The 17,732-nt window shown below is 66.2% G+C and carries 16 protein-coding genes; 8 read left to right on the top strand and 8 right to left on the bottom strand.

What is annotated here, in order from left to right; genetic code table 11:
* Positions 1 to 93 precede the first annotated feature (93 nt).
* Positions 94 to 2,445, top strand: a complete 2,352-nt coding sequence (locus Q9K23_RS14240; RefSeq protein ID WP_020793979.1) for an MMPL family transporter — start codon at positions 94 to 96, stop codon at positions 2,443 to 2,445.
* Positions 2,446 to 2,473: 28 nt separating this feature from the next.
* Here the strand turns inward: Q9K23_RS14240 and Q9K23_RS14235 are convergent, their stop codons facing one another.
* The gene (locus Q9K23_RS14235; RefSeq protein WP_053778404.1) at positions 2,474 to 3,460 is read right to left on the bottom strand and encodes an AraC family transcriptional regulator; all 987 of its coding nucleotides are present in this window, start codon (positions 3,458 to 3,460) and stop codon (positions 2,474 to 2,476) included.
* 189 nt (positions 3,461 to 3,649) lie between these two features.
* Here Q9K23_RS14235 and Q9K23_RS14230 point away from each other — a divergent pair, with 189 nt between their 5' ends.
* A complete protein-coding gene (locus Q9K23_RS14230) occupies positions 3,650 to 5,221 on the top strand; it encodes a 4-hydroxyphenylacetate 3-hydroxylase N-terminal domain-containing protein (RefSeq protein WP_053778382.1) in 1,572 nt (523 codons plus the stop codon).
* A gap of 5 nt (positions 5,222 to 5,226) precedes the next feature.
* Positions 5,227 to 5,763: a flavin reductase family protein gene (locus tag Q9K23_RS14225; RefSeq protein ID WP_053778403.1), complete on the top strand. Its 537-nt coding sequence runs from the start codon at positions 5,227 to 5,229 to the stop codon at positions 5,761 to 5,763.
* A 67-nt stretch (positions 5,764 to 5,830) separates the two neighbouring features.
* On the opposite strand, the gene Q9K23_RS14220 is transcribed toward Q9K23_RS14225, so the two are convergent.
* Positions 5,831 to 6,829, bottom strand: coding sequence for an AraC family transcriptional regulator (locus Q9K23_RS14220; protein ID WP_020789815.1), 999 nt, complete (start codon positions 6,827 to 6,829; stop codon positions 5,831 to 5,833).
* 88 nt (positions 6,830 to 6,917) lie between these two features.
* On the opposite strand from Q9K23_RS14220, the gene Q9K23_RS14215 reads away from it, so the two are divergent.
* Complete coding sequence (locus tag Q9K23_RS14215) at positions 6,918 to 7,217, top strand: EthD family reductase (protein ID WP_053778381.1); 300 nt, start codon at positions 6,918 to 6,920, stop codon at positions 7,215 to 7,217.
* A gap of 109 nt (positions 7,218 to 7,326) precedes the next feature.
* Complete coding sequence (locus tag Q9K23_RS14210; protein ID WP_053778380.1) at positions 7,327 to 8,136, top strand: IclR family transcriptional regulator; 810 nt, start codon at positions 7,327 to 7,329, stop codon at positions 8,134 to 8,136.
* A 5-nt stretch (positions 8,137 to 8,141) separates the two neighbouring features.
* Here the strand turns inward: Q9K23_RS14210 and Q9K23_RS14205 are convergent, their stop codons facing one another.
* A complete protein-coding gene (locus tag Q9K23_RS14205) occupies positions 8,142 to 8,936 on the bottom strand; it encodes an IclR family transcriptional regulator (protein ID WP_261978072.1) in 795 nt (264 codons plus the stop codon).
* A 101-nt stretch (positions 8,937 to 9,037) separates the two neighbouring features.
* Between Q9K23_RS14205 and Q9K23_RS14200 the strand changes: the two genes are divergently transcribed.
* Genes Q9K23_RS14200 through Q9K23_RS14190 form a run of 3 tightly spaced genes read left to right on the top strand, consistent with a single transcriptional unit; the run spans position 9,038 to position 10,837 of the window.
* A complete protein-coding gene (locus Q9K23_RS14200) occupies positions 9,038 to 9,829 on the top strand; it encodes a 2-keto-4-pentenoate hydratase (protein ID WP_053778379.1) in 792 nt (263 codons plus the stop codon).
* On the top strand, positions 9,826 to 10,629 hold the full coding sequence (locus Q9K23_RS14195) for a fumarylacetoacetate hydrolase family protein (RefSeq protein ID WP_020789816.1): 804 nt from the start codon (positions 9,826 to 9,828) through the stop codon (positions 10,627 to 10,629). The genes Q9K23_RS14200 and Q9K23_RS14195 overlap by 4 nt, the downstream gene beginning before the upstream one ends.
* Before the next feature lies 1 nt (position 10,630).
* Positions 10,631 to 10,837, top strand: a complete 207-nt coding sequence (locus Q9K23_RS14190) for a tautomerase family protein (protein WP_020789814.1) — start codon at positions 10,631 to 10,633, stop codon at positions 10,835 to 10,837.
* 362 nt (positions 10,838 to 11,199) lie between these two features.
* Here Q9K23_RS14190 and Q9K23_RS14185 read toward each other — a convergent pair whose 3' ends face one another.
* The 5 genes from Q9K23_RS14185 to Q9K23_RS14165 all read right to left on the bottom strand — a co-directional run bounded on the left by Q9K23_RS14185 (position 11,200) and on the right by Q9K23_RS14165 (position 17,732).
* A complete protein-coding gene (locus Q9K23_RS14185; protein WP_305950164.1) occupies positions 11,200 to 12,588 on the bottom strand; it encodes an IS1380 family transposase in 1,389 nt (462 codons plus the stop codon).
* A gap of 1,046 nt (positions 12,589 to 13,634) precedes the next feature.
* Positions 13,635 to 14,660: a 2Fe-2S iron-sulfur cluster-binding protein gene (locus Q9K23_RS14180; protein ID WP_053776070.1), complete on the bottom strand. Its 1,026-nt coding sequence runs from the start codon at positions 14,658 to 14,660 to the stop codon at positions 13,635 to 13,637.
* Entirely contained in the window at positions 14,661 to 15,839 is a 1,179-nt protein-coding gene (locus Q9K23_RS14175; RefSeq protein ID WP_053776074.1) for a cytochrome P450, read from the bottom strand. It lies immediately after the preceding gene.
* A 684-nt stretch (positions 15,840 to 16,523) separates the two neighbouring features.
* Complete coding sequence (locus Q9K23_RS14170) at positions 16,524 to 16,940, bottom strand: tautomerase family protein (RefSeq protein ID WP_020791456.1); 417 nt, start codon at positions 16,938 to 16,940, stop codon at positions 16,524 to 16,526.
* Between the two features lie 27 nt (positions 16,941 to 16,967).
* A complete protein-coding gene (locus tag Q9K23_RS14165) occupies positions 16,968 to 17,732 on the bottom strand; it encodes an SDR family oxidoreductase (RefSeq protein ID WP_020791458.1) in 765 nt (254 codons plus the stop codon).

Genomic DNA, 17,732 nt, shown 5'->3' with positions numbered 1-17,732 from the left:
CTCCCGCAGCGATAGTTGACTATCACTTTTGCATCGCCGTTCCCCTGGCACGGACAGGCGGCCGGCGCCCACCACAGAGAGGCCGGACATCAGATGTCGTCGTTGCTGTATCGATGGGGACGGAGTGCGTTCGTCGGCAGATGGTGGGTGGCCGGGATCTGGGCGCTGATCATCGTCGGGATCGCGGGCGTGATGGTGGTGAGCCCGCCACAGCTGAGCAATGAGATCCGGATCGACGGAACGCCCGCGCAGGAGGTCATCGACGACCTCACCGAGCGGCTCCCGGAAGCGGCGGGCGGTCAGGGCATCCTCGCGTTCCACAGCACCGACCACCAGCGGGTCGACCAGGGCAGAAAACTCATCGCACTCCTCGACGCGGTCGACCGCGTCTACCGCACCGACCACGTGATCGACGTGCGGAAGGCGATGGCAGCCGAGGTCGCCAAGGGCCCCGACAGCCGGCTGCTCCAGGCGTCGGCCGCGATCGCACAGGCCCAGACACAGACCACCGGGACACCGGGCGGGGCCGCCACCGCCGGCGCAACCCCGCTCGTCGTCCAGGACGCGCCGGTCCCGGGGGTCCTGATCTCGCCGGACGGGCAGACCGCGCTCTTCCAGTTCACCTTCGACGCACAGACATTCGAGCTCCCCGAGGGCACGATCGACGACACGATCGCCGTGGCCGCCACCGCGGCCGGCCGGGAGGACATCGACGTGCTGCCGTCGTCGACGATGGTCGCCGTCCCCGAGCTCGTCGGTGTCGGTGAGATCGTCGGCATCGTGATCGCCGCGCTCGTGCTGATCGTCACCCTCGGCTCGCTCGTCGCCGCCGGTCTCCCGCTGGCCTCGGCGTTGTCGGGTGTCGCCGTCGGCGTGGGCGGCGCATTCGCGATCTCCTCGTTTGTCCCCATGCACTCGCTCACCGCGGTGCTCGGACTCATGCTCGGACTGGCGGTCGGTATCGACTACGCGTTGTTCATCGTGAACCGGCAACGCCACTTCATCCTCGACCAGGGCCTCACCGCCCACGAGGCCACCGGGCGCGCCATCGGTACCGCGGGCAGTGCGGTGTTCTTCGCGGGCACCACCGTCGTCATCGCCCTGCTGGCGCTCACCGTCGTGCAGATCCAGTTGCTCACCACCATGGCGCTCACCGCCGCGGCGACGGTCGTCATCGCGGTGCTTTCCGCCCTGACCCTGTTGCCCGCCCTGCTCGGATTCGTCGGCGAACGAATCTGCTCGGCCGGCGCCCGCGCCACAGCGCAGGCAGCGCACGAGAACGGTTCGGTGCACAGGGTCGCCAACGGCTGGTCACGGATGCTCGTGAAACACCGTTACGTGGCCGCCCTGGGGGCGCTCGTGATCGGCGGCATCCTCGCCGCCCCGATGCCGGCCATGGACCTCGGCCTGCCGTCGGGCGCGAGCTATCACCCGGACACCCTGCAACGACAGAGCTACGACGTCGTCGACGAGAGTTTCGGACCCGGATACAACGGGCCGCTCGTCGTCGTCGCCTCCGCGCCCGCACCCATCCCCGCCGGCCGGCTCGCCGGCATCCACACCGACCTCGCCGCGATCGACGGGGTCACCGCGACCTCCCTCGAGGGACTCTCCGCCGACGGCACCACCGCGGCGTTCTCCGTCATCCCCGACACCACACCCACCTCGCAGGAGACCGGTGATCTCGTCACCGGCATCCGGGATCGCGCCGGTGCCTTCGCCGACGCGCACGGTGTGACGATCGGGGTGACCGGTTTCTCGGCCCTGGCGATCGACGTCTCCGACCGCCTCACCGACGTGCTCCCGCTCTACATCGCCGTCGTCGTCGGTCTCTCGCTGGTGGTGCTCCTCGCCGTCTTCCGATCGGTCCTGGTGCCGATCAAGGCCACGGTCGGTTTCCTGCTGTCGGTGGCCGCGACCTTCGGCGCGACCACCGCGGTGTTCCAATGGGGTTGGGCGCAACCGCTGTTCGGGATGGACGCCACCTCACCGGTGCTCAGTCTCCTGCCGGTCATCATCACCGGTGTCCTCTACGGACTCGCGATGGACTACGAGGTGTTCCTCGTCTCGTCGATGAAGGAGGCCCACGTCCACGGGTACACCGGACGTGACTCGGTGGTCCGCGGGTTCGGTGTGGCGAGCCGCGTCGTCGTCGCCGCGGCGATGATCATGATCAGCGTCTTCGCCGGATTCGTCTACAACCCGGACCCGATGATCGCCCAGGTCGGCTTCGCCCTCGCCTTCGGCATCGTGGTCGACGCGTTCCTCGTCCGGATGACCCTCGTCCCGGCGGTCATGGCGATCTTCGGCGACAACGCGTGGTGGCTACCGCGATGGCTCGACCGCATCCTGCCCGACCTCGACATCGAGGGCGACAAGCTCACCGCACGACTCGACCGGCCGCGATCGGCCACACCGGAACCGGTCGGCCCCGGCCACGCCTGACCCGACGGCACCGGGTCACCGGCGTGCGTCACACCTCCTGCGCACGGTAGCGGCCCGGGCTGGTCCCGGTCTGGCGCCGGAAGACCCGTCCGAAATGCGAGAGGTCCCGGAATCCGACCTGCTCGCAGATCACCGAGACCGGGTCGCCGGTGGTCCGCAGCAGGTGTTTGGCCCGCTCGATCCGGGCACCGTAGAGCCAGTCACTGGGTGTGGCACCGACCCCCTTCGCGAGTTTCTGCACGGCCCGCAACGACATCCCGCTGAGGTGGGCGACGTCGGGCAGGGTCAGATCCGCGTCGTGCAGGTGGTCGGCGATCACCCGCTGCACCCGGGCCATGTCCTGGGCCCGGTGCCCGTCGAGCGGTTCGTTGCCCACACCCGCCTCGAGCACCGCCGCCGACAGCATCTCGATCACCGACGCCGCGAACGGGGCGGCGGTGGCCGTGGGCAGATCCTGGCCGGCGATGTCGGTGAGCAGCCGCCCCACGATCGCCGTCGAACCGGCCCCGGCGTCGAAGGCCCGTCCGGTGCAGCGGTCGGCGAGGCCGGGGATCCGGGCGGCCACCCGCTCACCGGGCACCCGCACCACCACCTGACCGAAGGTCGACGGTGAGTGGAACACGAACGGTGCACCCAGATCGAGCAGGGCGAAGGCGCCGTCCGCGACGACGGCCTGCCGCCCGGCCTGCTCGATCTGCACCACCCCGTCGGTGACCACGCAGACCAGCACATCGGCGCACGAGTCGGACCTGATCATCGCCGGGGACCGGATCACCGTCTGCTCGTCGCACCGGATGGTGCTCACGTGCAGATCGCCGAACGGCCGGCCACCCCATTCCGCGTCGAGGGCACGACGCGTCGAGGGCCAGTCGACGTCCATCTCCGCGTACAGCGAGCCCAGTGCGGCCCGCCATTCGTTCCGACCCTCGCCGAGGTCCAATTCTCCTGTGCGCAGCGACAGGACGCTCTCGCGCTCCCGTCGCGCAGAGTCCGAAGACCGTGCGCGCTCAGCCATGTTGTGCCACACCTCCGGGTTCTAGTGTTCTACGTCACAGGGACGTGGCACCGCCACCATATACCGCGCAACACGTCCCGCGCGAGAAGCCATTGCCTCGGAAACACCACAAGGCAAGTGCCGCACGGTAAGTGCCGTGGGGCCGACCCCTCGCGTCACCTCACCGCGCGACCATCCCAGGAGGAACCGATGACCACTGCACCCCTCGCCGAACGGACGACCGCGGGAGTCGCCAACGATGTGCGCCCGATGACCGGTGCGGAGTATCTGGAATCGTTGCGCGACGGTCGCGAGATCTACATCCGCGGCGAGCGCGTCGACGACGTCACCACCCATCCGGCATTCCGGAACTCCGCGCGCTCGGTGGCCCGGATGTACGACGCCCTGCACGAACCCGCAGCTCAGGGCGTACTGTCGGTCCCCACCGACACCGGCAACGGAGGTTTCACCCACCCGTTCTTCAAGACCGCCCATTCCGCCGACGACCTGGTGGTGGCCCGTGACGCGATCGCCACCTGGCAGCGTGAGGTGTACGGCTGGCTGGGCCGCTCCCCCGACTACAAGGCCTCCTTCCTCGGCACCCTGGGTGCCAACGCCGACTTCTACGGCGAGTACAAGCAGAACGCGCTGAACTGGTACAAGAAGTCGCAGGAGCGGGTGCTCTACCTGAACCACGCGATCGTCAACCCGCCGATCGATCGGGACAAGCCCGCCGACGAAACCGCCGATGTCTGTGTACATGTCGTCGACGAGACCGATGCGGGACTGATCGTGTCCGGGGCCAAGGTGGTCGCGACCGGATCGGCGATCACCAATGCCAACTTCATCGCCCACTACGGGCTCCCGTTGCGCAAGAAGGAATTCGGCCTGATCTTCACGGTCCCGATGGATTCTCCCGGGCTGAAGTTGTTCTGCCGCACCTCCTATGAGATGAATGCGGCGGTCACAGGCACCCCGTTCGACTACCCGTTGTCGAGCCGGTTCGACGAGAACGACTCGATCATGGTGTTCGACCGCGTACTGGTGCCGTGGGAGAACGTCTTCGCCTACGACGTCGAGACCACCAACGGCTTCGTGATGAAGTCGGGCTTCCTGAACCGCTTCATGTTCCACGGTTGCGCCCGGCTCGCGGTGAAGCTCGACTTCATCGCCGGCTGCGTGATGAAGGGCGTGGAGATGACCGGTTCGGCCGGCTTCCGCGGCGTGCAGATGCAGATCGGCGAGATCCTCAACTGGCGCGACATGTTCTGGGGCCTGTCCGATGCGATGGCCAAGTCGCCGGACCCGTGGGTCAACGGTGCGGTGCAGCCGAACATCAACTACGGCCTGGCCTATCGAACCTTCATGGGAGTCGGCTATCCCCGGATCAAGGAGATCATCCAGCAGGTCCTCGGCAGCGGGCTGATCTACCTCAACTCCCATGCCGACGACTGGAAGAATCCCGACGTGGCACCGTATCTCGACCAGTACGTGCGCGGTTCCAACGGTATCGCCGCGATCGATCGCGTCCAGCTGCTGAAACTGCTGTGGGACGCGGTCGGCACCGAGTTCGGCGGGCGCCACGAGCTCTACGAACGCAACTACGGTGGCGACCACGAGGCCGTCCGCTTCCAGACCCTGTTCGCCTACCAGGCCAGCGGTCAGGACCTGGCGCTCAAGGGTTTCGCCGAACAGTGCATGTCGGAGTACGACGTCGACGGCTGGACCCGACCCGACCTGATCAACAACGACGATCTCACGATCGTGTGGGACCGGCGGTGACGACGATGACCCCCACCCCTGCACAGCCGGCTGCCGCGGAGCTCGACCCGACGCCACTGCGGATGCGGAAGGCCCTGGGCCGCTTCGCCAGTGGCGTCACCATCGTCACCACCGCCGAGGGGGCCGACGAGGAGTCGGTTCACGGGATGACCGCCAACGCCTTCACGTCGGTCTCCCTCGACCCGCCGCTGGTGCTGGTCTCGATCGCCAACCGCGCCCGGATGAACGCCAAGATCACCGAGACCGGACGATACGGGGTGTCGATCCTCGCCGGACACCAGGAACCGCTGTCGCTGCACTTCGCCGGTGCCGCAACCGAACCCGATCTGGTGCGGTTCACCTGGCGCAAGGGTGTCCCCCTTCTCGACGGCGCGCTGGTACACCTGTCGTGCTCGGTCACCGCCTCCCATCCCGCCGGGGACCACACCCTGCATGTGGGTCAGGTGGAGGAGCTGTGGTTCGACGACGGCCGGCCGTTGCTGTTCTACACCGGCAGTTTCCGTGCACTGGAGCTGCAGGACGACGAGAACTGGGGCTTCTGACCCGACGATGCCCGCCCACAACCCGCTGTGCTCGGCCGGGAGGCAACCCGGCCGAGCGCACCACCCCCTACCGGTGCTGCGCCCGGTATCCGGTCGGACTGGAGCCGCAGTGCCGCCGAAAGGCCCGACTGAAATGTGCGACGTCACGGAACCCCAGCGATCCGGCGATCTCCCCAACCGGCAGATCCGTGTCGGAGAGCATCGCCTGGGCTCGCTCGAAACGCTTGGCGTAGAGCCAGTTACGTGGCGTCGTTCCCGCGGTGGCGAACAGTTTGTGCAGGTACCGCACCGAGACACCCACGTCACGGGCGATGTCGGTCAGGGTCACGTCGGGATCGTCGAGATGGGCGAGCATGGTCCGCTGCACCCGACGCAGATCCTCATGATGCGCACGGTCGGTGAGGGAGACGGCGCCGGTCTGGTCGATGGCCGCGGCCAGCACGTCCAGGGTCGCCGACGCCACGGTTGCACCCGCCCTGGAGTCGAGCCGATCATCGTGCGAGGCGAGGTCGACCAGCAGCCGCGACGCGATCCGGCCCATCCCGGAATCGGCCGATATGCGCTGTGCGGCCGAATATTCCAACGACCGCCCGAGGCGGGCCGACATCTGGCTGCGGGGCATGCGCAGCACCACCTGTTCGAAGGGGGTGTTCCCGGTCACCACGAAGGGGTCCGCGGCGTCGACGAACCCGAAGGCCCCCGAGTCGAGGACGGCGACCCGCCGGCCCTGGACGATGCTCGCCGACCCCTTGGTGATCAGACACACCAGGAGATCGTCGGTGGGATCGGCGGCGATCATGGCCGGCGTCCGGTGCACCGTGTGCGGATCGGCACGGACCACACTCACCGACATGTCACCTATCGGGCGTGCGACGATCGCCGCCGCGAACGCCGCCAGCGGCCGCGGCCAGTCCACGTCCATGTCGCAATAGGCCGAATCGACCGCTTCCGACCAGACCTCACGGCTCTGCGACACGGAGAGACCGCGCGTGTTCACGGCCACGGTGTTCGGGAGATCACCGGCGTCGGTGCACGCAGAGGCAACGATCGGTGCGTTCTCGGTCATTCTCTGGCGCCTCCTCGATCAATAGTGTGCCAGATCACAACGGTTGGCATCGTGGCCGTCCGTGATACCCGAACAACCGAGGAGAACCATGTACGTGATCACCGTCATCTACGATCAGCCGACCGATCCCGCGGCCTTCGACGAGTACTACCGCACCAAGCACCTGCCCCTCGTCGACGCGCTTCCCGACGTTCGGCGGTTCAGCTGGGGAAAGTGTGAATCTCCGGCCGGCTCAGCACCATCGGCGTATGCAATCGCCTATCTGATGTTCGATTCGAGGTCGGCTGCGCTCACCGCCCTGTCGTCGCCGGCCGGGCAGGCCGCGACCGGTGACGTGGAGAACTTCGCCACCGGGGGCGCGACCATCCTGTTCTCCGAACAGGACTAGCACCACACCCCCCAGCGTGCCGCTCTGCGGCACAAAACAGTAGACACCTGGCGTGACGCAACCCATAGTGGCAGCCAACCCCGCGTCACCGGATCAAGAAAGGTCGGTGATGGCAGCACTTCAGACCGTTCAGAAGATCGGTCCCGTCCTGGACCTGTTCACGGTGGGGCGCCCCGAATGGGGCGTGTCCGAGGTGGCCAACGAGATCGGCCTCCCCCGATCCAGTGCGCACGCCCTGCTCGCATCCCTCGTCGACATCGGACTGCTGCAGTGCCGGTCGCGGGGCCGGTACCGGATCGGATGGCGGATCGTCGAACTCAACCAGACCCTGCAGGGCACCGTCGACGTCAAGACCTGCGCCGCGCCCATTCTGCAGAACCTTTCCGAGAAGTACGGCGAGACAACACATCTGGCGATCCTCGACCGCTATCGGGTGATGTATGTCGACAAGGTGGTCGGCAATCACGTCATCAATGTCTCCGGCGCCCGGATCGGTGCACACCTCGATGCGCACTGCAGTGCGGTGGGCAAGGCCATGCTCGCCCACTGCCACCCGACCGAGATCGACCGGAACGTCACCAACGCCCCCTTGCGCCGGCTCACCCCGAACACCATCACCGATCCGTCCACATTGCACGCCGAGCTGAAATCCGTTCTGCGTCAGGGATGTGCCTACGATCTCGGCGAGGCAATCTCGGAGGTCCACTGTGTGGCCGCCCCGATCCGTGACGAGATGGGTGTGGTGGTGGCCGCGATCTCGATCACCGCACCCGTGTCACGCTTCACCGCCGCACAACACGAGTTCCGCCGCTCGGTGATCAGTGCGGCCGGCGCGGTGACCAAGGCCCTCGGGTCCGCGCTGCCCGCCCCGGCCCCGGTGGAGGTGGGCAATCCCACCCTGCACGCGGTCGCCGGGTGAGGTGGTCAATGTTCGGGCTCGGTATCTCGATCCTGACTCGGCGCACCGAGTTGCCGGGACAGGCCGAGTGCGGCGGTCCGCACGGCAGCCGCCGACTCGTCGAGGTTGATCCGGTTGTGCCACCCCGACACCGAGATACCGGCGACCACCCCGCCTCCGGTGCCGAACACCGGACACGCCACGCACACGACGCCGGGCCTCGACTCCTCGAGGTCGTAGCTCATTCCGCGGGAACGGATTCGGGCCAGTTCGGCGCTCAGCATCCCCGGATTGGTGATGGTGCGTTCACTGATCCTCGGCAGGCCACCGGCGACGATCCGCGCGACCACGTCCGCCGGCGAATACGCGAGGATGGCCTTGCCGATCCCCGTGGCATGCGCCGGCCACCGCGCTCCGGCCCGGGTGGGCAGCGGCGGTGCGGTGGGGCTGTTCAGCACGTCGAGATAGATGACGACGTCGTCGTCGAGCACCGCCAGGTGTACCGTGTAACCGGTGGCCTCGCGCAGATCATCCATGAACGGGGCGGCCGCATCGCGCACGCCCTGTCGCCGTGGTACACGCTGGCCCAGCTCGAACACGTGGATTCCCAACCGGTATCGCGTTCCGTCACGTTCGAGGAGACCGCCCTCGACGAGTTCGAGTGCGATCCGCTGGGCGCTCGACTTGGAGATGTCGGCGCGCCGCGCGATCTCCGAGACACCGAGTGCGTGCTCGGCCACGCCGACGATGTCGAGGATGCGCATCGCCCGCGCCACCGCCCCGAGCTCCGCGCCGGGCTTCTGGGTTCGTCGTGGCCGCACAGTGGTTCATCGTGCCGTGTCCCGAACACCCGACGCAATACCGTTCCCATCGGAAACCCCTCATCCGCCGGAACCCTGTTGACCGAGAAGAAAGCGCACCCATGAACGATCCGATCCGTGAGGCCGCCGACGCCCTCCTCGGCGCCTATCGCAGCATGACCCCGATCGACCCGCTCACCCCGCAGTTCACCGACGCACCCCTGTCGGCCGCGTACGAGATCGCGCTGGCGCAGGTGCAGGACTGGGAGAAGAACGGCGACACCGTCAAAGGCCACAAGGTGGGCCTGGCGTCCCGCGCGATGCAGCGCCAGATGGGCGTCGACCAACCCGATTTCGGGCATCTCACCGCGAGCATGTTCCATCTCGAGAACGCTCCGATCCCGGTCGGGACCTTCATCCAGCCACGCATCGAACCCGAGGTGGCGTTCGTGCTCTCCCGTCCGCTGCGGGGTCCCGGTGTGACGATCGCCGAGGCCGCCGCGGCCGTCGAGTTCGTCCTGCCCGCCCTGGAGATCGTGGACTCCCGGATCACCGACTGGAAGATCGGCATCTTCGACACCATCGCCGACAACGCGTCATCGGGCGGCGTGGTCCTCGGGTCCAAGCCGTCGTCGTTGGCCGACGTCGACCTGCGGCTCGCCGGCTGCAATCTGCACGTCAACGGTGACCTGGTCGCGACCGGCGCCGGTGGGGCCGTGCTGGGCTCCCCGCTCAACGCGCTGGTGTGGCTGGCCAACACTGTGGGGCCGTTGGGCGTGACCCTCGAACCCGGGCATGTGGTGCTGCCGGGCTCGATGACCAGGGCGGTCCCGATCCGACCGGGCGACACCGTCGTCGCCACCATCGCCGGCCTCGGCAGCGTCACCGCAGTCATGGAAGGAACGGACAAGTGACCGAGCAGAACCCGACCGCATCCGCGTGGAGTGCGGCGCGCGTCGCCGAGATCCTGCTGACCGCCGAGCGGTCGCAGACCTCACGTACCTCGATCCAGGCCGAATGGCCGGGTCTGACCCTCGACGTCGCCTATGCGGCACAGGACATCGCCCTCGCCGATCGCCGCGCACATGGCGAGACCGTCACCGGCATCAAACTCGGTCTGACCTCACGCGCCAAGCAGCAGCAGATGGGTGTCGACAAGCCGTCAGTGGCCTGGCTGACCGACGCGATGGCCCTGCCCGCCGGGCTGCCGGTTCCGCGCGGCAAGCTCATCCACCCGCGGGCCGAACCGGAGATCGCCTTCGTCCTCGACCGGCCGCTGGCCGGACCGGGCGTCACCGCAGCGCAGGCACTCGCCGCCGTGGAGTACGTGACCACGGCGATCGAGATCATCGACAGCCGCTACTCCGGCTTCAAGTTCACCCTGGAAGATGCTGTCGCCGACAACAACTCGTCCGGTGCATATGTGACCGGTCCGGTGCTCAAGCGTCCCGACGAGGTGGACCTGAGCCTGGAGGCGTGTCTGCTGGAGGTCGACGGTGACATCGTCGACAGCGCCACCGGTTCGGCCGTCCTGGGCCATCCCGCCGAGGCACTAGCATTCGCCGCCAACACCTTCGGCGTTCGGGGCGTCACCCTGGAGGCCGGATGGGTGGTGCTCACCGGCGGGATGACCGACGCTGTCGCCGTCGCCCCCGGCAGCCGCGTCGCCGCCCACTTCACCTCATTGGGTTCGATCACCCTGGCAGGAGGCTGACATGCCGTTCATCGACGTGACCATCGCGCAGGGCCGCACCCCGGAACAGATCCGGGAATTGATGCACGAGTTGACGATGGCAGCACACCGCACCCTCGATGCCCCCGTCGCCAACATCCGCGTCGTGGTGCGCGAGGTCCCCACCACCCGCTGGTCGGCCGGGGATGTCACCATCGCCGAGCGCCAGGCCGCGGCCACCGAAGGGTGAGCACATAGTCGTGTGAGCACGCCGATGTAGCTCGTGCACACGATGGTTGAGCCGACGAGGAGCGAAGCGACGAGACGTGTCGAAACCTCAGACAGCCGACGACGGATCGTGACCACCTCAGAGATTTCGACACGGGTCCTCGCGATGCTCGGTCCCGGCTCAATCACCCACTAAACGTTGATGGTTGAACCTGAATCCACCGATCGGGTTTCAACGGTCGGATGAATGATGTTGGAGCCCTTGACCCCGATACCAACCCGATAAAGACACGTGTGTACCGCCGATCTCCAACGTCGGCCTGTTTCACCAGGTTTCAGATCAGGGCCACACACAGCCGAATGGTCAGGTCAAACACCAGGATTTCAATGAACAGTACTGGCATACAACCGATTCCACTCCACTTCCCAGGGCCACCCAACCGGTAGATGTAACGACAAACGACGTGCCGACGACGAAATCCGCGCCGGTACCCCGATCAACGCACGCCGGATCGTGGTCGTGGTCGCACGCATCAATGATCCACCGGCCACGGTGGCCGCTGCCCGGGTGAGGTTGAACGCCATCACCGCACACGCCAACCACGCGGCGTTGGCAGAGAACTTCCCCGAGGGCATGTGGGCCATCGCCGACGCCTTCAGATCGGCATGGACCTGCTCGATGATCGCGTGATGACGGTGCACACGATCAGCGACGACTTTGTCGGTGGTCATGTCGGTGGTGAAGAACGCATGGTGACGATACACATCGAACAACGAGTCACCATCAGGATTGAGGGCCAGGACCCGCCGCACGATCAACCGACCCGGAATCGGGGCCCGGGTACGCCCGGGTTTGACCGGTGTGGACGGTTTACCGACGAACCCGTCGAAGGGAACCTCGGCCACCTCGGCGGTACGCACCAGCTGCCCGTCTGTACCAACCTGGGTGGGGTTGGCCAGGGTGATCGTGGTCCACGCCGAGTCATCGATCGCGGAGATCGCGGTCGTCACGTTGCTGTACAACCGCACCGTCAACGACACCTGTGCCCCAGCCCGGTGGGCTGCGGCGACCAGGTCGTGGGAGTAGAACGCGGAATCACCCCGCACCAACACCGGCACCTCTCGTCCGGCCGGCCACGCCCGACGCAGGGTGTTCAACGATCGGGTCAACAGGTCGGCGGCTCCGCGCACCGAGTTACACGACCCGCCCCGCAGGCGGTGACCGAGGATGATCGGGGCCCGATCGGCGGTGGTGGCCGTCACCATGAGGGCGTTGATCCCACGGACCCCGCTGTAGCCGTATTTCGCGCCTTGTTTCTGGTGGCCGTAACACTGGTTGATGGTGTCGTCGAGATCGACCAGTACCCGTTCACCAGCAGGGTTGAGGAGGTGGGTGTGTTCGATCAGGCCGGCCAACAGGCGGGTGGCGATCGCCTCGTACTGGGCGACCGTGCCGCGGGTGGAGGCCCGCAGAAACGTGCCCAGGGTGGACGGGGCGTGGGTGTGGCCGTAGATCGTGCCCATCCCGCCGTGGCCGATGATCGACAATCCGTCGATGGTGTCGGCGCCCATCACCATGCCCATCACGATTGCTGAGAGTTTCCGGCCGGCGTTGGCCCCGGTATCGGTGGGGATGGTCAACCACTGATCGCCGAGTTCTTGCAGGCCACACGTTTGGGCCAGACGCATCACCGGTACCACCCCGGCCGGCCCGATCAGGTTGCGGTCATCGAATGATGCTGACTTTACCGGCAAGGTGTGGCAGGATCGCATCTGCGAGATGCCCTTTCTTTGTGTGTGGGTCGAACCTTCGATAAGTCTGATTCTCACACTCGGACAGGGCATTTCGTGTTTCCCACGCCGTTTCGGGCCCAGGTTTTTCCATCTGGATCGGTGGATTCAGGTTGAACCAATCAGGAGCAACGCGACACACCCCCTACGATGGTTGAGCCGACGAGGAGCGAAGCGACGAGACGTGTCGAAACCTCAGACAGCCGACGACGGATCGTGACCACCTCAGAGATTTCGACACGGGTCCTCGCGATGCTCGGCCCAGGCTCAATCACCCACTAAACGTTGATGGTTGAACCAATCAGGAGCAACGCGACACACCCCCTACGATGGTTGAGCCGACGAGGAGCGAAGCGACGAGACGTGTCGAAACCTCAGACAGCCGACGACGGATCGTGACCACCTCAGAGATTTCGACACGGGCCCTCGCGATGCTCAGCCCAGGCTCAATCACCCACCAAACGTTGATGGTTGAACCAAACAGGAGCAACGCGACACACCCCCTACGATGGTTGAGCCGACGAGGAGCGAAGCGACAAGGCGTGTCGAAACCTCAGACAGCCGACGACGGATCGTGACCACCTCCCAGCGCAAGCTGCAGAGATTTCGACACGGGTCCTCGCGATGCTCGGTCCCGGCTCAATCACCCATGAGCACACAACAGTTCACGGATGAAAACCGAAGCGACAAGCCCCTACGATGGTTGAGCCGACGAGGAGCGAAGCGACGAGACGTGTCGAAACCTCAGACAGCCAACGACGGAACATGACCACCTCAGAGATTTCGACACGGGTCCTCGCTTCGCTCGGTCCCGGCTCAATCACCCATGAGCACAAAACAGTTCAGCGGATGAGAACCGAAGCGACAAGCCCCCTACGATGGTTGAGCCGACGAGGAGCGAAGCGACAAGTCGAGTCGAAACCTCAGACGGCCGACGTCGAGCGGTGACCACTTCCGACGAAACCAACACCGACAACGCTCGGCCGGAGAAAGACACCGGCCGAGCGTTCTCCTGTATCCGACGTATGTCACACGCCCACCGGGGCCGCCGTGAACTCCTCGCGGAAGATCAGTCGTGGCGCCATCCGTCGCCGTTTGAGCGCCTTGACCGCGGCGGTCACCATGGCCGGGGGACCGCAGAGGTAGGCGCTCATCCCCTTGCAGCTTGCGAAGTCGTCGAGGACCACGTCGGTGACCATCCCGACAGACCCCGTCCACTCTCCGTCGTCAGGATCGGGTTCGCTGATCGCCGGCCGATAGTGAAATCCCGGATGTGCTTGGGCGAGTTCGGTGAAGTACTCGACATCGTACAGGTCCACCCGACGACGACCACCGTGATACAAGAACATCTCGGGCGCGAGTTCGTGTTCGAGTGCATGGTGCACGATCGACTTCAGTGGTGCGAGCCCGGTTCCACCACCGATCAGGATCACGGGTGAGTCCTGTTTGTCGGCCAGTCCGAACTGTCCCAGCGGTCCTCGCAGAGCGATCCGTTCATCGACGGCAAGATCCTTGAAGATCCATCCGTCGGTGGCCATCCCACCCGGCGTCCGTTTGATGTGGAACTCCAGACGGCGTGGATCTCCCGGCGGATTCGCCATCGAATACTGCCGCGACACACCGACACCCGGAACAACCAACTCACAGTACTGACCTGCGGTGAACTGCATGTCGTCGTCCAGTTCGAGGACCAGGCGACGGGTGTCGGCAGCGATGTCGTCAAGCATGACGACCGTCGCCTCATGATCGCGCAGTCGATGACGGGGGACGGTTCCGTCGACGACGGCAGTGGTCTGCACCGTGAGATCAGACCGGGGTACGGCCATGCAGCCCAACGCCATCCCGGTCTGCCGATCGGTGGCGGGGAGCGTCTCCTCAGGTGTCCCGCCGTGGTCCACCTCGCCACACAGAACTCGGAGTTTGCATGTCCCACAGGTACCCTGCGTGCACGAGTGCGGCAGCCACGCGCCATTGCGCAGCGCGGCGTCGAGAACCGTCTGGCCGTCCGCGACCGGGAACGCGGTGCCGTCGCCGGACACAACCACGGTGTGCATTCAGACCTCCCAGGTGACGAACAGTTCCTTGGGCCCGCGGAAGACGAAGCCCCAGAACTCCGGGCTGCGATCGGCATCCGGCTCGATGTTGGGAATCGCCTCGAACAGTTCCTCGAGTGCGATCCGGACGATGGACGTGCCCAGGTAGGTTCCGGCGCACGCATGGTTTCCGGACCCGAATGCCATGTGCGGCATCGTCGGCCGATCCATGTCGTAACTGTCGGGGTTCTGCCACGTGTCGTCGTCGCGGTTGGCCGAACCGTAGGCGAGCAGGACCGGCGTTCCCGCCGGCAGTGCCACCCCACCGAGTTCCACATCGGCCGCGGCGACCTTGACCGCTGCGCTCCAGATCGGCGCCACCCATCGAGCGCCCTCGCCGATCGCCCGCGGCAGGTGCTGCGGCTCGTCGATCACCTTCTCGAGCTGCCCCGGCTGACGGAACAGGCCGGCGAGGGTGGTGGTCATGACGTGGCCGGGTTCTTGCAGGGCGCCCAGCAGGAAGACGTACACATTGGGGTAGATCTCGGAGCGATCCCGCACCTGCCCCTCGGGCATTCCATCGTGGAGCCAGTGCGACAGGAATGTGTGATCCGGTGTCTCCGTCCACTTGTCGAGCAGCGGGTCGACGACGGCGATGATCTCGTCCTTCACCCGGTCGCCCGCCTCGAACAGTTCCTGGTTCACGAAGTTCCCGTCGGCGTCGACCTCGGCGTTGCCGAACGACAGGGACAGGGTCTGGAACCAGCGGACCAGCGTCTCCGACGGGACCTCGGTCAGCCCCATCAGGTCACCGACCGCCCGGACACTGACCGGCGCGAAGTACTCCTTCTGGATGTCGGCGGAGCCGTTGTCCTCGATCGCCGCGATCATCTCTCGTGCGATCGGACGGACCAGACGATCGACATACTCGTCGACCGCATTCGGCCGTAGGTGCGGGTCGATCCATGAGCGGATCTCCTTGTGCTCCTCACCGTTTGCCGCGAGCACGGTCTTGTCGCCGAAGGTGCGGTGTCCGGAGGGCGAGATCACCGTCATCCAGTTCTCGCCGTCCTGCGCGACCTGGCGGCACAGATCGTGTGCCGCGACGACGTGCAGGCCGAGCGCCGGGATGAACGCCACCGGCGCCTGCTCGCGCAACCGGGCGTAGATCGGGTTCGGGTCGTCGTCGAGTTCTTGCATGGTGATGTCGGCGATCCAGTCCGGGGTCTTCGGACTCACCGACGTCTGGGCTGCGGTCACGTTGTCCTCCAAGGTGTTCGAGTTCACAACTGCTTGTGATCTGGAACACTATTGTCGGCACGCGGCGGTGAGAATGACTGCGGCTGCACGGTTTGTGGTCTCTGTATGCACGGCGGTCCAAGGCGTCGTTTGCCTCACCGACCAGTCCCCGAAGTGGTTGCGGACGCGCAGCACTGGCCGTGGTTTCAACCGACCACAGCCCCGGTCGCCGACAAGGTCAACTCACCGGGTTTCGACACGGAGCCTCGCCTATCGGCTCGGTTCCGGCTCAACCATCAAGTACCACAACCTAGTTGAATAGACACCCGAAGCAGACGCCGCCGTCACCGACAACGCCCACCCACCCGGTTTCGACACGGAGCCTCTCCTATCGGCTCGGTTCCGGCTCAACCACCAAGTACCACAACCTAGTTGAATAGACACCCGAAGCAGACGCCGCCGTCACCGACAACGTCCACCCACCCGGTTCCGGTTCAACCATCAAGCTCCGCACGATGATTGAGCCGGGACCGAGCGAAGCGAGGACCCGAGTCGAAATCTCCGCCAGCCAGGCACACCAACCCGGCCACAGCTCCGGAACCACAGGTATCCGAAACGGTTGCACCATATGCGAACAGCGAGAACCTACACGGTCGATGCGCGCTCGGCGATCTCGGTGGCGCGGACACCGCTCGCCGGTTCCCCGGCGATTCCCCAGTTCTCGGGACTCACCTCGATGATCTGACCACGTATATGGGTGCGGTCGACCCCCAGTATCTCGACGAGGAGAGACGTGAGCTCCGACAACAACTGGTGTCGTTGCTCGGCCGGACGGCCGGCCAGCACGATGGCGGTGAAGTACGGCGCCACCATCCCGCGGTCCGACACGAGTTCCCCGGCGACGGCGATCGATGACGGCGGGTAGTGGACGAGGAACACCCGAACCCGATCGATCGGGGAGTTCAGCACGCGGGCATAGGTCTTCGACGCCTGCCGGAGCAATGCGGACTCCTGCTCGGCGGTGAACGTGTCGGCGGGGAGGTGGAAGTGGGCGACGGGCATGGTGTTCGGCCTTCGTGGACGGAATGGTTACAGGATGCCGTGCCGCACACCGCCGTCGGCGGTCAGTACGGCACCGTGCAGGACGGAGGCTTCGGGGGCCAGCAATGTCTCCACGAGCCAGGCGATCTCGTCGAGGGTCGGGAGCCGGCCCAGGGTGGTCTTCGACCGGTAGCGGTCCCAGATCTCCGATTCCGGCACCCCGGTCTCGGCGGACTGGGTCTCGATCAGGGCACGCAACCGTGGTGTGTCGACGGGTCCGGGCGCGATCGTGTGTGTGGTGACACCGCGTGGACCGTAGAGTGCGCCGATCTGACGCATCAGGTTGAGCAGAGCCGCATTCGCGGTGCCGGGACCGGCGTCGAGCGGTCCCGGTTCGATACCCAGCGATCCGGCGATCGCCACGAAGCGCGACCCCTCCACCAGCCGGTCACGGACCGACTGCAACAGGCGGGCGACCCCGCCCACCTTGATGTTCGCCGCGAGCGCCAGCGCCGACGGTTCGATGGTGTCCACCGATCCCCGCACCGGTAGACCGGCGGCGAACAAGGCCAGCCCGACCGGGCCGTCGATCGCCGCACCGATGGTCCCGATCGCGTCGTCGGAGGCGATGTCGGCGCGGCACGGCGTGATCAGGTCGCTGGTGGCGGAGAGCTTGTCGAGCTCGTCGGCCGAGCGGCCGACCGCGAGCACCCGATGCCCGCGGTCGACCAGCCGTGCGGTGATGACCGCACCCATCGCTCCGGTCGCGCCGACCACCACACATGTCGGCGTATCACCGGTCGGCGTTGCCAT

Source organism: Gordonia sp. NB41Y, from assembly GCF_030718915.1.
Taxonomy (GTDB): domain Bacteria; phylum Actinomycetota; class Actinomycetes; order Mycobacteriales; family Mycobacteriaceae; genus Gordonia; species Gordonia desulfuricans.
Note: the sequence above shows the minus strand (reverse complement) of the source record. Positions and strands in the feature narration are given on the sequence as shown.

Bases quoted from the DNA above. Each gene is read 5' to 3' on its own strand.
- Q9K23_RS14220 (WP_020789815.1), bottom strand. From the start codon at position 6,829: ATGACCGAGAACGCACCGATCGTTGCCTCTGCGTGCACCGACGCCGGT.
- Q9K23_RS14240 (WP_020793979.1), top strand. From the start codon at position 94: ATGTCGTCGTTGCTGTATCGATGGGGACGGAGTGCGTTCGTCGGCAGA.
- Q9K23_RS14175 (WP_053776074.1), bottom strand. From the start codon at position 15,839: ATGCAAGAACTCGACGACGACCCGAACCCGATCTACGCCCGGTTGCGC.
- Q9K23_RS14235 (WP_053778404.1), bottom strand. From the start codon at position 3,460: ATGGCTGAGCGCGCACGGTCTTCGGACTCTGCGCGACGGGAGCGCGAG.
- Q9K23_RS14170 (WP_020791456.1), bottom strand. From the start codon at position 16,940: ATGCCCGTCGCCCACTTCCACCTCCCCGCCGACACGTTCACCGCCGAG.
- Q9K23_RS14200 (WP_053778379.1), top strand. From the start codon at position 9,038: ATGAACGATCCGATCCGTGAGGCCGCCGACGCCCTCCTCGGCGCCTAT.
- Q9K23_RS14180 (WP_053776070.1), bottom strand. From the start codon at position 14,660: ATGCACACCGTGGTTGTGTCCGGCGACGGCACCGCGTTCCCGGTCGCG.
- Q9K23_RS14165 (WP_020791458.1), bottom strand. From the start codon at position 17,732: ATGGCAACGCCGACCGGTGATACGCCGACATGTGTGGTGGTCGGCGCG.
- Q9K23_RS14185 (WP_305950164.1), bottom strand. From the start codon at position 12,588: ATGCGATCCTGCCACACCTTGCCGGTAAAGTCAGCATCATTCGATGAC.
- Q9K23_RS14190 (WP_020789814.1), top strand. From the start codon at position 10,631: ATGCCGTTCATCGACGTGACCATCGCGCAGGGCCGCACCCCGGAACAG.
- Q9K23_RS14210 (WP_053778380.1), top strand. From the start codon at position 7,327: ATGGCAGCACTTCAGACCGTTCAGAAGATCGGTCCCGTCCTGGACCTG.
- Q9K23_RS14225 (WP_053778403.1), top strand. From the start codon at position 5,227: ATGACCCCCACCCCTGCACAGCCGGCTGCCGCGGAGCTCGACCCGACG.
- Q9K23_RS14230 (WP_053778382.1), top strand. From the start codon at position 3,650: ATGACCACTGCACCCCTCGCCGAACGGACGACCGCGGGAGTCGCCAAC.
- Q9K23_RS14215 (WP_053778381.1), top strand. From the start codon at position 6,918: ATGTACGTGATCACCGTCATCTACGATCAGCCGACCGATCCCGCGGCC.